The sequence below is a fragment of the Staphylococcus arlettae genome (assembly GCF_025560845.1).
Classification (GTDB): domain Bacteria; phylum Bacillota; class Bacilli; order Staphylococcales; family Staphylococcaceae; genus Staphylococcus; species Staphylococcus arlettae.
In genome coordinates this window covers 1,964,243-1,980,958 of sequence record NZ_CP094803.1, presented here as the reverse complement: position 1 = coordinate 1,980,958, position 16,716 = coordinate 1,964,243, and the positions used below count along the sequence as shown (strand labels likewise).

The following is a 16,716-nucleotide window of genomic DNA, read 5'->3' as shown; positions in this document are numbered from 1 at the left end:
TATTCCCGCAGGAGTCGGCATAAATTACTGCCAATATTACACAAAAACATTATAATATATGTAAATTAAACAGTGGTGGTGTTTATTATGTTGAATAAATCAATTGATAAAAGAGATCAATATGAAATGATTTCTATCTCTGAATTAGTCCCTAATAATCATTTATTACGTAAAGTCGATGCGATATTAGATTTAAATTTTGTGTATGAACTTGTCGAAGACAAATATTGCCTTGATAATGGTAGACCATCTATAGATCCTGTTATTTTAGTAAAAATATTACTCATACAAAGGTTGTTTGGCATTAAATCAATGAGACAAACAATTAAAGAAATAGAAACAAATGTAGCTTACCGTTGGTATTTAGGATATAGCTTTTTAGATAAAGTACCTCATTACGGAACTTTTAGTAAGAACTATACACGTCGTTTTCATGATACAGATTTATTTGAACAAATATTTGAGAAAATACTAGAAATAGCTATCAAAAATAACTTAATAGATCACTCATCTTTATTCATTGATTCTACACATATTAAAGCAAATGCAAATAAGAATAAATACATCAAAAAAATTGTAAAAAAAGATACACTTCACTTCCAAGAAGAATTGGATAATGAAATAAATGAACAAAGGCGAGCACAAGGAAAAAAGCCAATAAAAAATAAAAGCAAGGAGGAATATAAAACCAAAAAAGTAAGTACGACTGATCCAGAAGCTGGGTACTACGTTAAAGGTGAACGAGAAAAGCAATTTGCTTATAGTTTACACGCATGTGTAGATAAAAATGGTTATATTATTGATAAGCACGTGACACCTGGTAATATTCACGACAGTACACAACTCAAACCAATGATTGAAAGATTGGAAACCAAGCAGATGTTGCCTATCACATTAGCAATTGATTCAGGTTATAAAACACCTTTTAATGCACACTTTTTGCTTGAAAAAGCAATTGTACCAGCAATGCCATATACGAGACCTAAAGGAAAACCTGGTTTTTTCAGAACAAAAGATTTCATCTACGATGAACATTATGATACTTATATTTGTCCTAATGATGAAACTTTACTATATAAAAGAACAATGCCAACAGGACACAGATTATATGTATCAGATGCTTCAATATGTCGAGACTGTCCACTACTAAATAAATGTACTGAAAGTAAAGATGCCATAAAACAAATTAGAAGACATGTTTGGCAAGATGATTTAGATATAGTTGAAGATTTAAGGTTTGTGGATACAATTAAAAAACAATATAAAATGCGAAGTCAAACAATAGAGAGAAAATTTGGCGATGCAAAAGAACAGCATGGTATGAGATGGACGAGATATAGAGGACATGACAAAGTTTCCATGGATACCACGCTAATTTGTGCTGCCATGAATCTTAAAAAAATCGCAATGTGGCTAATAAAAGGCCCAGTAATGGTCTGAAAGACCACTGCAATTTTGAAAAAAACTATAAAAAAAGAAAATAAATAAACCCTTCGCATTAACTTGCGAAGGGTTTGTCCACGTTCTGAGAGGGTAGAACAAAATATGTTCTACCCTCTTTTTGCTATCGTAAGTTGATAGTATACTATTTCGCTTGTTCAAAAAATGATGACTTCGCTATTTATGAAGGCACAAGTATTGTTATAAATTTATATTATTATAGTGCAAGTATCGTTATTTATCATTAGCAATAACTTGTTCGTAGACATCAGGATAATTTGTGAATACGCCATTAACACCGTATTTATTTAATCTTTCCATATCTGCTTTAGTATTGACTGTAAATGGATGGACGAGTAGTCCTGCTTTTTTTAAGTTTTTCACATTGTCTTTAGTTAAATCTGTATATTCAGGTCCTACACCTATGGCGTAACTTCTAATTGCATTTAAATTTGCTTGAGTTAAGTTAGGTAATTCACCTTTATCAAGTAAGCGGATTAAAGGGATATTAGCATTTTGCGCTTGGACTTTTTGTAAACTTGCTTGTGAAAATGATTGAATTAATACATGGCCGTTTGATAAAGAATTTTGTGTCAGTAAATGATGCTTATCTAATGAAGCTAATAATTTTTCTTCCATACCCGGATAAACATCTGGTGATTTAGTTTCAATATAATAATTAGCATTACTGCCATATCGTTCTAACACTTCGTCTAGTGTTGGAACTTTTTGGCCTTCATATGAAGGGTCGGCATATTGTGGATTATTGGCATTAAATTTACTTCCAGCATCAAGTTCTTTAATTTCTTTTAAAGTATGTTCATCGACCCTACCAGTTCCGTTAGTAGTACGATCCAATGTTTCATCATGCATAACTACTAAATGATCGTCTTTTGTCATTTGTAAATCTAATTCTATATATGATGCACCCATTTCATTATGACTTTTGTCATAAGCTGCAAAAGTATGTTCAGGGGCATAGCCACTCGCACCACGATGTGCAATTGTTGTGTATTTTTCACCTGTTGGATTATGTATAGCACGATATGCTTTGTTTTGAGTTGCTTGTGATGATTGGTTAACTTGTTGTGTAGCTTGCTGATTCGCATTGTTACTATTTGCTTGGATATCTGGGGTTGTAAAACTTGATAGAGCTAAAATTGAAAAACCACTGACAAATAATCGTTTTGTATATTTCATACCTTCACTCCTCATAATAAACTGTATATTAACCATACAAAAAACAGATTAAAAAATAAATATATTTTACACCTTTTTAATTTAAGTTAAATAAAAACAATTAATAAATTAAAGAAGGTTAAAAAAGTATAAAAATGTTTACAATAAGTAAATAGATACGAAGTATTGTTAATAATGTAATGTCAGCTTAAAGAATGTTATTACAAAGATGATAATTATCGGTCATTACCGATAACTGCATTATAAATAACTAGATAAGTTGTACATATGTCATTAACACCTAACTTAGCATTTTTAATTTGTGAGGACTTTTAAGGATAGGGGTGTTGAGAGGTGCGAGCGTTATTTACTAGAGAAATAGCTAATACTTAAAATTGCTAAACTACATGCGATAAGACGTTGTGCTGTATTCATAATAGCACTCCTACATTAGCTGTTAAGTTATAAATATTAAACTAAAATAATAAAAGCATAAAAACCATTTCAATAAATGATTTTTATGCTTTTATATAATTATTTCAGTTGTGCTTTAATTTGTTTAATTTGCTGTTTAACTGCTTCTTGACCTGTAGAACCGTAACTAATTCTGCGACTCACGCAGTTTGCAGGTGTTAAGAATGTAAAAATATCATCTTCTATTAATGGATGTTCCTCTTGATATTTTGACAAAGGGACATCAAGTAAATATTTATTATTTTGAATACACCATAATACTAATTTTCCTACGATTTCGTGTGCAGTTCTAAATGGTACATCTTTAGTTACTAAATAATCTGCGAGTTCAGTGGCGTTAGAAAAGTCATTATTCACAGTTTGTTGTAAATGTTCAACGTTAACAGTCATTGAATCGACCATTCCTTCAAAAATACGCAGTGAACCTTTTAATGTATGAAGGGCATCAAACAAACCTTCTTTATCTTCTTGCATATCTTTGTTATAAGCGAGTGGTAATCCTTTCAATGTCATCAACATACTCATTAAATGACCAGTTGTTCTACCAACTTTACCTCTTATAAGCTCTGCCATATCAGGGTTTTTCTTTTGAGGCATAATTGATGAACCAGTTGAAAAAGCATCGGATAACGTCACGAAGTTTGCTTCCGCAGAAGACCAAAAAATAATTTCTTCCGCAAAACGAGACAAGTGAACCATCGTTAATGATATATTATGCAACGTTTCGACAATATAATCACGATCACTTACAGCATCCATACTATTTTCATATAGCGAACTAAACCCTAATAATGATTGAGTTTCATGTCTATCTATTGGATAGGTCGTACCACTTAAAGCAGCAGCACCTAAAGGAGATATGTCTATACGTTTTAAACTATCTTCAAATCGAGATTTATCACGGCTTAACATCCAATAGTAAGTTAATATATGATGTGCAAATGATATAGGCTGCGCTCTTTGTAAATGAGTGTAACCAGGCATGATAGTATCAATATGATTTTCTGCCACTGTTAAAATACTTGTTTGAAAGGAAGTAATCAGTTCAATTAGCTGTTCTACTTCAGCTTTTGTATATAAATGCATATCTGTTGCTACTTGATCATTACGACTACGCCCTGTATGAAGTTTACCTCCAGTGTCACCAATACGCTTAATTAATTCGTGTTCAATGTTTAAATGTATATCTTCTAATGATACATCGAAAGTAATTTGGTTATTTAAATAATCTTGAAGAATGTCATTTAAGCCTTCAATAATTTGTTTGCTTTCATCAGCAGTAATAATTTCTTGGTTTGCCAACATTGTCGCATGTGCAATGCTACCTTGTATATCTTGCTTAATAAGTGTTTTGTCAAAATGAATGGAAGCATTGAATTCATCGACCCAATCTTCTGGTTGTTCGCTGAATCTACCACCCCAGGCTTTCTCACTCATTGTGGTAACCTCCGTGTAGCATAGAGTTGACTTGTGTCGGTAAACCAAAGATTTCAATGAAACCTACTGCTGAATCTTGATTGAAAGCATCTTCTTTTGTATAAGTTGCTAATTTTTCGTTGTATAATGTGTAAGGTGATTTTCTGCCATTGACTATAGCATTACCTTTATAAAGTTTGATTCTTACTTCACCTGTAACATGTTGTTGTGTACTATCGACAAATACTTTTAAGCTGTCTGTTAATGGAGAGAACCATAAAGCATTATACACTTGCTCAGAAAATTGTTTCTCAATAACTGGTTTAAAATGTGCTACATCTTTCGTTAAAGTGATTGTTTCTAACGCTTTATGGGCTTTGATAATTACTTCTGCTCCTGGTGTTTCATATACTTCTCTAGATTTAATACCTACTAATCTATTTTCAACATGGTCGATTCTGCCAATACCATGTTTACCAGCAATTTTGTTTAATTTTAAAATTAATTTACTTAATGACAAGTTTTCACCATTTAAAGCAGTCGGTAATCCTTGTTCAAAAGATAAAATAATTTCTTCTGATTGATTTGGTGTATCTTCTAATTCATTTGTTAAATCAAATGCATCTGTTGGTGGTGCCGCATATGGATCTTCTAAAATACCACATTCGTTACTTCTACCCCATAAATTTTGGTCAATTGAATAGGGAGAGTCTTGTTGGATAGGTACTGGAATATTATGTTTAAGAGCATAATCGATTTCTTCTTCACGGCTCCAAGCCCATTCTCTTACCGGAGCAAAGACTTTTAATTCAGGATTTAGAGCTTTGATTGCTACTTCAAAACGTACTTGGTCATTACCTTTACCTGTACAGCCGTGAGCGATACCAACTGAATTCGTTTTATCTGCAATTTCTACTAATTTTTTAGAAATTAAAGGTCTTGATAATGCAGATACTAAAGGATATGTACCTTCATACATTAAGTTACCTTTGATTGCATATGCTACATACTCATCACTAAATTCTTCAGTAGCATCTATGATATGACATTCAACTGCACCCATATCTAAAGCTTTTTGATAGACGATGTCTAAATCTTTTCCTTCACCAACATCTAAACAACAAGCTACAACATCGTAACCTTTATCTATTAACCATTTTACTGCCACACTTGTATCTAATCCTCCGGAATATGCTAAAACTATTTTTTGTTTCATATTGCCACCTCATTTGTAATTTTTAATCTGTAATTTAATATAACTAAGAATAACAGATAACTAGTGAAAATAAAACCATTTTTTTACATAAATATGCAAAAAGTTGTGAAAGTCGCTCTATTTGCAATTTTGTTGTGATTATTACCATTTTTGTTAGTATTATGTATATATACGTTAAAATTTATGTATAATAAACTGCATATAGCGCAACAATTAATGATATAAAATAATTTTGTTCATTATTAGTATAAGTAACAATGATAGGCTAGTTGTTTGAATAGTCATACTAAACTTAGTAAAATAATAGTGAATTAAAAATTACAGGAGGCAATTTACATGACTCATATTCAGTTAGATTATGGTAAAACTTTAGAATTTTTTGGCAAGCATGAACTTGAGCAACAAAAAGATATCGTAAAATCAATTCATAAAACAATCCATGAGGGTACTGGTGCTGGTAGTGATTTCTTAGGTTGGATCGATCTTCCTGTTGATTATGACAAAGAAGAGTTTTCTCGTATTTTAGAAGCAGCTAAACGTGTTAAAGCACATTCAGACGTATTTGTAGTTATTGGTATTGGTGGTTCATATTTAGGTGCACGTGCAGCTATTGAAATGCTAACACCAGCATTTAGAAATAGTGATGAATATCCTGAAATTGTATTTGTAGGTAATCATTTATCTTCAACATACACTCAAGAGTTAATCCAATATTTAGATGGTAAAGATTTCTCAGTCAATGTGATATCAAAATCTGGAACAACTACTGAACCAGCAGTTGCATTTAGATTATTTAAACAGTTAGTAGAAGATAAATATGGTAAAGAAGAAGCAAAACAACGTATTTTTGCTACAACTGATAAAGAAAAGGGTGCGCTTAAACAATTAGCTACTAATGAAGGCTATGAAACATTTGTAGTACCAGATGATGTTGGTGGCAGATACTCAGTATTAACTGCAGTAGGTTTATTACCAATAGCAGTTGCAGGTATTGATATCGAAGCGATGATGCAAGGTGCAGCAAAAGCACGTGAAGAATTGTCTTCTGATAATTTAGATGAAAATATTGCGTATCAATATGCAACAATCCGTAATATTTTATACTCAAAAGGTTACACAACAGAAATGTTAATTAACTTTGAGCCTTCTATGCAGTATTTCAATGAATGGTGGAAACAACTTTTCGGTGAATCAGAAGGTAAAGATTATAAAGGCATTTATCCATCAAGTGCAAACTATACAACAGACTTGCATTCATTAGGTCAGTACGTACAAGAAGGTCGTCGTTTCTTATTTGAAACAGTTGTGAAAGTTAACAATCCAAAACATAATATTACTATTGAAGAAGATAGTGATGACTTAGATGGTTTGAACTATTTAGCTGGTAAAACAATTGATGAGGTAAATACGAAAGCATTTGAAGGTACGTTATTAGCACATACAGATGGTGGCGTTCCTAATGTCGTTGTAAATATTCCTAAGCTAGATGAGGAAACATTTGGTTACGTTGTATACTTCTTCGAGTTAGCTTGTGCGATGAGTGGTTATCAATTAGGTGTTAATCCATTTAACCAACCAGGTGTTGAAGCTTATAAACAAAATATGTTTGCGCTATTAGGCAAACCTGGTTTCGAAGACAAAAAACAAGAATTAGAAAACAGACTATAAGTGAAATAACAATTCACGATTAAATAATGTGATGTTATTTTTGATGCAGAGGTTGGGACAAAATGAATTCGTCTCAGCCTCTTTTCATTTTGGCAGTAGCTGACTGTATTGAAAATGCGCTTCAAAGCAAGCTTTTTTCAATACTAGTCATCCTTGCCGGGGTGGGACGACGAAATCATTTTTTCAAAATCAGATTTCTGTCCCACTCCCTTTTCATTATAAGACTATATTAGGATAACGTTCTACTACTTAAGCATGAATTATGAAGAGAAGATTTCATTATTGTTTTAATTGTTGTTAAGAAGATTTATAATTAAGCATATTAGTAAGAATGGGGATTGATGCAATGACAGTTGAACAGGTACAACAATGGTTTGCGCTATTTGGTGATTTAGGTTATATCGTAGGTTTTTTATTACCATTTATCGAGGCCTTTTTACCTATTTTACCTATAATTGTCTTTGTAATAGTAAATGTTAATGCTTATGGATTAATCATTGGTACCATACTTGCATGGCTAGGAACAGTTTGTGGAAGTTTTATAGTGTTTTGGTCACTTCGCCAACTTGCGCATTTAAAATATATACAACGGGTGAAAGCACGCAAAACGACGCAACGTTTAATTTCTTTTGTTGATCGGCGAGGTGTTATACCTATTTTTATTTTACTCTGTTTCCCTTTCACGCCTAGTGCAGTTGTTAATATAGTAGCAAGCGTTTCACACATTAAGCCACTACATTACTTTTGGGTGTTATTAACATCTAAATTTATTATGATTGGTATGATAGGTTGGCTTGGCAATGATATAACTACATTGTTTACAAATCCAACTAAGATGATTATCGTTATTTGTGTAATTATTATTGTTTGGTTACTTGGTCGAAAGTTAGAACAACATTTTATGCATAATTCTAAGGAGTGACCACGTGAAAAAGTTAGTGAAAAATTTGATTTCTATTATAATAGCGATTATTATAGTTTTATTGATTCAAGCATTCGTTATTACTGGTATAGTCGTTCATAAACAAGGTATGTCGCCTACATTGTCGACGGGAGACCGTCTTATTGTAAATAAAGTAGCACCATTAATAAAGCAATTAGATAATGGTGATATTGTGATGTATCGTCAAAATGATAAGGTAAACGTAAGCAGAATTATTGGAGTACCAGGAGATTCTATCGCTTATAAGAAGGGAACGCTTTATAAAGATGATAGACAAATAAAGGAACCTTATGCTAATAATAGAATAGACGCATTAACCTTACGTAAAATCAAAGGTTCTGAAAGTGATATTGTACCCCCAAATTCATATTTTGTGTTGAATGATCAGCGCCAGCATGATGCTGATTCTCGAAATTATGGTTTTATTCAACAAAAAGACATAGTGGGCAAAGTCGCCTTGAAGTATTATCCTTTAGATGAGTTTACAGTAAACTTTAAATAAATATATGAGGTGTGAAGAGTGAGAAAAGAAATAACAGAATGGATTATATCAATTGTTGTTGCAGTAGCATTAGTGCTATTAATTATTAACTTTGTAGCCAAACCTTACACTGTAAAAGGTGACTCAATGGATCCCACGTTAAAAGATGGAGAACGTGTTATCGTCAACCTATTTGGTTATAAATTTGGTGATATTAAAAAAGGCAATGTAATTGTCTTCCATGCCAACAAAACAGATGATTATGTTAAGCGTGTAATTGGTACACCTGGTGATAAAATTGAATATAAAAAAGATCAATTATATGTAAATGACAAAAAAGTAGATGAACCATATTTAGATTACAATGAGAAACATAAAATGTATGAATATATTACAGGTACGTATAAACCTGAAGACTTTGTCAGAGATGGTAATAAAACAACGATTCCTAAAGGTAAATTACTTGTTTTAGGAGACAATCGTGAAGTGAGTAAAGATAGCCGTTCATTTGGACTTATTGATAATGACCAAGTTGTAGGGAAAGTAGCATTTAGTTTCTGGCCACTAGATGAGTTTAAATTTGGTTTTGATCCTGATACAAAGTATGAATAATAATTGATGATAAATAGGTTAAAAACATAAGAAGAATTGCTAACTAACACAGACGAAGTTTTAGCAATTCTTCTTTCTTTATCTCATAAAATATCAAGAGTAACAGAATAAAAATCTCCTAGTTATGTGTTAAGATATAAGTCAAAAGGAGTGGAGACGAGCGATGGAATTAAATGCTTATGTAGGTAGGGCTGGTACTGGGAAATCATATGCAATGATAGAACAGATAAAAACAGCCATGAAACAAGATCCATTAGGTGATCCTATAATTTTAATTGCTCCTACGCAAAGTACATTTCAATTAGAGCAAACCTTTGTAAAAGACCCAGCATTAAACGGTAGCTTAAGAACTGAAGTTTTACATTTTGAACGTTTGAGCCACCGCGTGTTTCAAGAAGTAGGCGGATTAATGGAACAACAATTATCAAAAGCAGCTACTGAAATGATGATTTATGATATATTACAACAATTTAAGGACGAATTAAGCTTATATAAATCACAAGTTAAATATTATGGTTTTAGCGAAAAATTACACGAACAAATTAAAGATTTTAAAAAGTATAACGTTTCGCCGCAACAGTTAGAAACATACATAGCAGATAATGAATTACAAACACGGACAAAACATAAATTAGAAGATATTGCATTAGTATATAAGCAATTAGAGCAACGCATTGCTGGAGATTACGTCTCTACTGAAGATAGTTTGAATCGTTTTATAGAAGTGATGGGACAGTCACAATGGCTAAAAAGAGCACAAATCTACATTGATGGGTTTCACAACTTTTCAACGTTAGAATATGCAATTATCAAAGCACTTGTTCAACATAGTAAAAGTGTCACTATTCTATTAACTACAGATGGAGATAAAGATCCATTTAGTTTATTCCGCAAGCCTTCGGAAGCACTGACTCATATTGAAACTATTGCACAAGAATTGAATATACCGTTACATAAATCAAATTTCCAAACACAGTACCGGTACCAAAATGCTGATTTAAAAACGTTGGAACACAATTTTAATGCATTACAATATGAACCAACTACGCATCAAGCAGGAGTTCAGATACTTGAAGCATCCAGTATGCGAGAAGAAATTAATGAAGTAGCAAGACAAATTATTAAAGAAAACCGCGATAAAGGTCGTCGTTATCAAGATATTGCAATTCTTTATCGTGATGAAACATATGCATATTTAATGGAATCTATTTTACCACAGTATGATATTCCATTTAATATAGATACGAAAGCGCCCATGACACATCACCCAGTTATGGAAATGATTCGCTCATTAATTGAAGTATTACAAACTCAATGGAATTTTGAGCCTTTGATGCGAGTATTTAAGTCAGGGGTACTAACACAACAATTCAAAGATAGTAATTATTTAATTCATATTTTAGAAAATTTTGTATTAGAACGAGGCATTTACGGTAAACGTTGGATCGATCCACACTATTTTCAAATTGAACAATTTAATAAAATGGGCTTAAAACGCCAACCGTTAACTGACGAAACACGTGAAGCCTATGAGCGTGTGATTAAATTAAAAGATAGCGTAATAAATAAAATATTACAATTTGAACAACATATGAATAATGCTACAACTGCGAGAGCATTTGCGACTGCTTTTTATGAAGCAATGGAAGATTTTCAGTTGCCAAGTCAGTTAATGGCTGAAAGAGACGCCCTAGATTTAGCAGAGCAACATGAAGATGCTGAAACATTAGATCAAGTATGGCAAGGGTTCATTCAAACTTTAGATGATTTAGTCACAGTGTTCGATAATCAAGAAATGTCACAACAGCGATTTTTAGAATTGTTAGACATTGGACTGGATCAGTTAGAGTTTAATATGATTCCACAAACATTAGATCAAGTCAGTATCGGTACAATGGATTTGGCCAAAGTAGATAACAAACAACATGTTTACTTAGTTGGTGTGAACGATGGTGTGTTGCCACAGGCAGTATCGGCATCTAGTTTAATAACGGATGAAGAGAAAAAATACTTCCAAGCAAACGCCGATATAGAATTGAGTCCTACAGCTGACATATTACAAATGGATGAAGCATTTGTATGTTATATAGCAATGACTCGTAGTACCGAAGCAGTTACTTTTTCATATAGTTTAATGGGTGTTAAAGGGGACGAAAAAGAAGCAAGTCCTTTTATTCAACAAATACAGTCACTATTTTCAAACTTAGAAATTGAAAATATTTCACATTTACATCAAGCGCAACCATTGACGTTAATGCAACATCCACACCAAACTAAAATTGCCTTATTCGAAGCATTAAAATCATGGCTCAATGAAGAAATAGTAGCAGAAACATGGCTTGATACGTATCAAGTTATGTATCGAGATGAACGTTTAAATGAAGGTTTGGATTATTTATTAACTGCACTTACTTACGATAATGAAACAGCTCAATTAGATAATGAATTGGCACAGTCATTGTATGGCAAATCTATAAATGCTAGTGTATCTAGATTTGAAGGCTATCTAGCTTGTCCATTTAAACATTTTGCTTCACATGGTTTGAGGTTAAATGAGCGTACAAAATATAAATTGCAAAATTTTGACTTGGGGGATATTTTCCACCAAGTGCTAAAATATATTTCTGACAAAGTACAAGGCGAGTTTAAACAGTTAACGCAGCAACAAATTCAACGATTAACTACGCAAGCGTTACAAGTGATACTGCCAGAGGTACAATTCAATGTATTAAATTCAACAGCATATTACCGTTATTTATCACAACGTATTGGAGCAATCGTTGAAACAACATTAACGGCTTTACAATATCAAGGGAGCCATACAAAGTTTCTTCCACAACGATTTGAAGCGGGATTCCGTAAAAATCCACGTAGTAATGACGAATTGTATGCAGAACCATTAATTACTAAGCAAGGTATTCCAATTAATATTAGAGGACAAATTGACCGTATCGATACTTACACAGAAGGTGCGGAAAGTTTTGTTAATATTATTGATTATAAGTCTTCGAAGTATAGTGGAACATTAGATTTAACAAAAGTATACTATGGTATGCAAATGCAAATGATGACATATATGGATATTGTTTTACAAAATAAAAATCGTTTAGGTTTAGCTAATGCAACAAAACCTGGTGGATTGCTTTACTTCCATGTGCATGAACCACGTATTAAGTTAGCTTGGAAAGAGTTAACTGAGGATAAAAGAAATAGTGAATTTATAAACTCATTTAAATTAAATGGGTTATTAAATAGTGACAGTACTGCTTTACATGCCTTTGATACACGACTAGAACCAAGTTTTGTCTCTGACATCGTACCAGTGGCTTTAAAGAAAGATGGTGGCATTAGAAGTAATAGTAAAGTTGCTGATGAAGACACTATTTATAAATTTATTGCACGGAATAAACGTAATTTTATCGAAACGGCTTCGAATATTATGGACGGTCATACAGAAATTGCACCTTTAAAATATGATCAAACCTTACCATGTCAATATTGTAACTATAAATCAGTGTGTCATGTAGATGGCATGATTGATCAAAAACGTTATCGTCACGTTGATGAATCGATAAATCCACTTAATGCAATACATGCTGATGATATAGAAGATGAAGGAGATATCACTAATGAATCAGATTCCGAATAAACCTACTGATGCACAATGGACCGATAATCAGTGGAAAAGTATCTATGCTAAAGGGCAAGATATACTAGTGGCAGCAGCAGCTGGCTCTGGTAAAACTGCTGTATTAGTAGAGCGTATTATTCAACGTATTATTACGGATGGTATCGATGTAGACAGATTATTAGTAGTAACCTTTACTAATGCCAGTGCTCGTGAAATGAAAGCACGTGTGGAACAGCGTATCAAAGAGGCGTCATATGATGATCCAAATAATACACATTTAAAAAATCAACGTATTAAAATTCATCAAGCACAAATATCGACGCTACATAGTTTTTGTTTGAAGTTAATTCAGCAACATTATGATGTGTTAGATATAGATCCTAATTTTAGAACGAGTAGCGAAGCGGAAAACATACTACTGCTAGAACAAACTATAGATGAAGTGTTAGAAACACATTATGATCAATTGGATCCACATTTTGTAGATTTAACAGAACAACTGTCGTCAGATCGTAATGATGAAGCATTTAGAAACATGATTAAACAAATGTACTACTTTAGTATTGCTAATCCTAGCCCACGTACATGGTTGCAATCATTATCATATCCTTATGAAAATGATGACGCACAACAACAATATTTAACGTTACTTAATGACTTAGCAATGATTTTTATCACTTCAGCGCAAGAAGCATTAAATAAAAGTTATGATCTATTTATGATGCTCGAAGCTGTAGATAAACAAGTCGCAGTTATAGATCAAGAAAGACGTTTTATGGCGGAAGTTATAGAAGGTGGGCAACTGAATACAGAACAATTAGTTAATCATCAATTTGAAGCACGCTTTCCTGCCAAAAATAAGGCAATTAAAGAAGCAAACGAGATGATGATTGACGTTTATGATGACGCCAAAAAGTATTATGATCAATACAAAGCATTTGTTACTAAGGTTAAAGAAGATTATTTTGCGCGTTCCGCAAGTGATTTAACGGCTGAAATGAAAAAATTAGCACCACGTGTAGAATATTTGGCAACAATTACGACTGATGTAATAGAGCAATTCAATCATAAAAAGCGAAGTAGAAACTTGGTAGACTTTTCAGATTATGAACATTTTGCATTGCAAATTCTAATGAATGAAGATGGAACTATATCTGAAATTGCACAGAACTTAAGTGATCAAATAGACGAAATTCTTGTGGATGAATATCAAGATACTAATAGAGTGCAAGAAAAAATTCTATCGTGTATCAAAAAAGGTGATGCGCATAATGGAAACCTCTTTATGGTAGGAGACGTTAAACAGTCTATCTATAAATTCAGACAAGCAGATCCTAGTCTTTTTATTGAAAAATATAATGATTTTTCGTTAGACGGTAGTAGCAGTGGTTTACGTATAGATTTATCGCAAAATTTTAGATCTCGTCCAGGCGTTTTGCACACTACAAACTATCTGTTTGATCATATGATGGATGAAGCAGTGGGTGAAATTGTTTATGATCAAGCTGCTCGTTTATATAATGGTGCACCGTATGATGATCAGCCGATGCCACTTCAGTTAAATACATTAGTAGAGGATGCACAATCAGGATTAACAGGAACGGAACAAGAAGCTGAATATATCGTGCAACAAGTTCAAACTATTATGAATGAACGCGAAGTGTATGATATGAAAACACAAAGTTATCGTAAACCATCATATAAAGATATCGTCATTTTAGAGCGGACATATGGTCAAGCAAGACGATTACAACAAGCATTTAAAGATCATGACATACCTTTTCATGTGAATAGTAAGGAAGGTTATTTTGAGCAAACAGAAGTGCGCCTTATATTGTCATTTTTACGAACAGTTGATAATCCATTACAAGATATTTATCTAGTAGGACTAATGCGTTCTGTCATTTACCAATTTACAGAGGTGGAGCTCTCTAATATTCGTGTCTTTAGCCCGAATGATGATTACTTTTACCAATCAATCGAACAGTATATGAAGCACGAATTGGCTAACAAAACGCTCGTTAAAAAATTGCAACGTTTTATGGATGATATTGCGGCATATCAAATATATAGTCAACATCATCCTGTGTATCAATTGATTGATAAATTTTATAATGATCATTTTGTTATTCAGTATTTTAGTGGGTTAATTGGTGGTAAAGGGCGACGCGCTAATTTATATGGTTTATTTAATAAAGCAGTCGAATTTGAAAATACAAGTTTTCGTGGATTATACCAATTTATCCGTTTCATTGATGAATTAATTGAACGTGGAAAAGATTTCGGTGAGGAAAATGTTATTGGTCCGAATGATGATGTCGTTCGAATGATGACTGTCCATAGTAGTAAAGGATTAGAATTTCCATTTGTTATCTATTCAGGACTATCGAAACAATTTCGAAAAAATGATTTAACTAAACAAATTATTTTAAATCAACAATATGGTATTGGAATGCAATATTTTGATGTAGCTACTAATATTACATTTCCATCACTCGCGTCTGTGACTATAAAAGCTATAGCGGAAAAAGAATTGATCTCTGAAGAAATGCGATTGATTTATGTAGCATTGACACGTGCCAAAGAGCAATTATTTTTAATAGGTAGAGTTAAAGATGAAGCTGATTTAGATAAACTCATCCAAACTGTAGTTTCTGACAATCATTTACCTGTTAGTTATAGGTTAACTGCCCAAAGGCCAATTGAATTAATTTATCCTATATTAGCGAAATATCAATCTTCTGAGTTACCTAGGGAATTGAGATTTGAAAATCAGATAACTGACTTACCTGTAGAATTGCAACCACGTGTGACATTGAATGTTGACCATTACGAAGATATTGCTAATGAAACGGAGCATAGTACTAATAGCGCACGTTCGGTTACTGATATTGTAAACAGTGAAGCTAACCAAGAACAACAGCAACAAATATATCATCAGTTAGCTTATGAATATCCTTATCCAAAAGATATTGTTAAAGCGTCTAAACAATCAGTATCTGAATTAAAGAGACAATTAGAAACAGAAGAAGCAGGCACAAATTATGATCGTGTTAGACAGTATAGCATTGGTTCTGCTGCGTATGAGCGTCCAGCATTTTTAGCACAAAATGTAAAACGACGAGCAAACGAAATCGGAACACTAATGCATACAGTGATGCAACATTTACCATTTCAAGAAGGTGGTTTAACTGAAAGCGAGTTAGACCAATATTTAGATCAATTAGTTGCTAAAAATATTATAGCTGAAGCAGATAAAAATGATGTCAATATTGGTGAAATTATCCAATTTACACACAGTGAATTATATAACACAATAACACATAGTGATTATATTTTTAGGGAACTACCATTTATTGTCAATCAAAGTAAAGTAGATCAAAACTTTGATGAAGATGAAGATATTTCAATTATTCAAGGTATGATTGATCTTATTTTTGTCAAAGATAATCAATATTATTTTGTAGATTATAAGACAGATGCATTTAATAGGAGACGAGGCATGACTGACCAAGAAATAGGTGAGCAATTACGGCAACGTTATAAAATACAAATGACCTATTACCAAAAAACACTAGAAACCATATTAGACAAACAAGTAAAAGGCTATTTGTATTTCTTTAAATATGGTCAACTTTCGATAGAGGATTAAGGAG

10 protein-coding genes are annotated in these 16,716 nt (G+C 32.6%); 7 read left to right on the top strand and 3 right to left on the bottom strand.

What is annotated here, in order from left to right:
* Window positions 1–87: 87 nt before the first annotated feature.
* Window positions 88–1,440, top strand: coding sequence for an IS1182 family transposase (locus tag MUA37_RS09640; protein WP_021459431.1), 1,353 nt, complete (start codon window positions 88–90; stop codon window positions 1,438–1,440).
* 234 nt (window positions 1,441–1,674) lie between these two features.
* On the opposite strand, the gene MUA37_RS09635 is transcribed toward MUA37_RS09640, so the two are convergent.
* The 3 genes from MUA37_RS09635 to MUA37_RS09625 form a co-directional block, all read right to left on the bottom strand.
* Window positions 1,675–2,640 (bottom strand): glycerophosphodiester phosphodiesterase, encoded by a 966-nt coding sequence (locus MUA37_RS09635; RefSeq protein ID WP_262624557.1) that lies wholly within the window; start codon window positions 2,638–2,640, stop codon window positions 1,675–1,677.
* A 513-nt stretch (window positions 2,641–3,153) separates the two neighbouring features.
* Window positions 3,154–4,530, bottom strand: coding sequence for an argininosuccinate lyase (argH, locus tag MUA37_RS09630; RefSeq protein WP_262624556.1), 1,377 nt, complete (start codon window positions 4,528–4,530; stop codon window positions 3,154–3,156).
* Window positions 4,523–5,725, bottom strand: a complete 1,203-nt coding sequence (locus tag MUA37_RS09625; protein WP_002509340.1) for an argininosuccinate synthase — start codon at window positions 5,723–5,725, stop codon at window positions 4,523–4,525. The genes argH and MUA37_RS09625 overlap by 8 nt, the downstream gene beginning before the upstream one ends.
* 336 nt (window positions 5,726–6,061) lie before the next feature.
* On the opposite strand from MUA37_RS09625, the gene MUA37_RS09620 reads away from it, so the two are divergent.
* From MUA37_RS09620 to addA, 6 genes are all read left to right on the top strand, one after another.
* A complete protein-coding gene (locus MUA37_RS09620; RefSeq protein WP_002509339.1) occupies window positions 6,062–7,393 on the top strand; it encodes a glucose-6-phosphate isomerase in 1,332 nt (443 codons plus the stop codon).
* A 346-nt stretch (window positions 7,394–7,739) separates the two neighbouring features.
* A complete protein-coding gene (locus MUA37_RS09615) occupies window positions 7,740–8,315 on the top strand; it encodes a TVP38/TMEM64 family protein (protein WP_002509338.1) in 576 nt (191 codons plus the stop codon).
* A 4-nt stretch (window positions 8,316–8,319) separates the two neighbouring features.
* Window positions 8,320–8,838, top strand: coding sequence for a signal peptidase I (gene lepB, locus MUA37_RS09610; protein WP_002509337.1), 519 nt, complete (start codon window positions 8,320–8,322; stop codon window positions 8,836–8,838).
* Window positions 8,839–8,856: 18 nt separating this feature from the next.
* Window positions 8,857–9,429: a signal peptidase I gene (gene lepB, locus MUA37_RS09605; RefSeq protein ID WP_002509336.1), complete on the top strand. Its 573-nt coding sequence runs from the start codon at window positions 8,857–8,859 to the stop codon at window positions 9,427–9,429.
* Window positions 9,430–9,592: 163 nt separating this feature from the next.
* On the top strand, window positions 9,593–13,078 hold the full coding sequence (addB, locus tag MUA37_RS09600) for a helicase-exonuclease AddAB subunit AddB (protein ID WP_262615028.1): 3,486 nt from the start codon (window positions 9,593–9,595) through the stop codon (window positions 13,076–13,078).
* Window positions 13,059–16,712 (top strand): helicase-exonuclease AddAB subunit AddA, encoded by a 3,654-nt coding sequence (gene addA, locus MUA37_RS09595; protein ID WP_107376663.1) that lies wholly within the window; start codon window positions 13,059–13,061, stop codon window positions 16,710–16,712. Before addB ends, addA begins: the two co-directional genes overlap by 20 nt.
* Window positions 16,713–16,716 lie beyond the last annotated feature (4 nt).

Bases quoted from the DNA above. Each gene is read 5' to 3' on its own strand.
- MUA37_RS09640 (WP_021459431.1), top strand. From the start codon at position 88: ATGTTGAATAAATCAATTGATAAAAGAGATCAATATGAAATGATTTCT.
- MUA37_RS09635 (WP_262624557.1), bottom strand. From the start codon at position 2,640: ATGAAATATACAAAACGATTATTTGTCAGTGGTTTTTCAATTTTAGCT.
- argH (WP_262624556.1), bottom strand. From the start codon at position 4,530: ATGAGTGAGAAAGCCTGGGGTGGTAGATTCAGCGAACAACCAGAAGAT.
- MUA37_RS09625 (WP_002509340.1), bottom strand. From the start codon at position 5,725: ATGAAACAAAAAATAGTTTTAGCATATTCCGGAGGATTAGATACAAGT.
- MUA37_RS09620 (WP_002509339.1), top strand. From the start codon at position 6,062: ATGACTCATATTCAGTTAGATTATGGTAAAACTTTAGAATTTTTTGGC.
- MUA37_RS09615 (WP_002509338.1), top strand. From the start codon at position 7,740: ATGACAGTTGAACAGGTACAACAATGGTTTGCGCTATTTGGTGATTTA.
- addB (WP_262615028.1), top strand. From the start codon at position 9,593: ATGGAATTAAATGCTTATGTAGGTAGGGCTGGTACTGGGAAATCATAT.
- addA (WP_107376663.1), top strand. From the start codon at position 13,059: ATGAATCAGATTCCGAATAAACCTACTGATGCACAATGGACCGATAAT.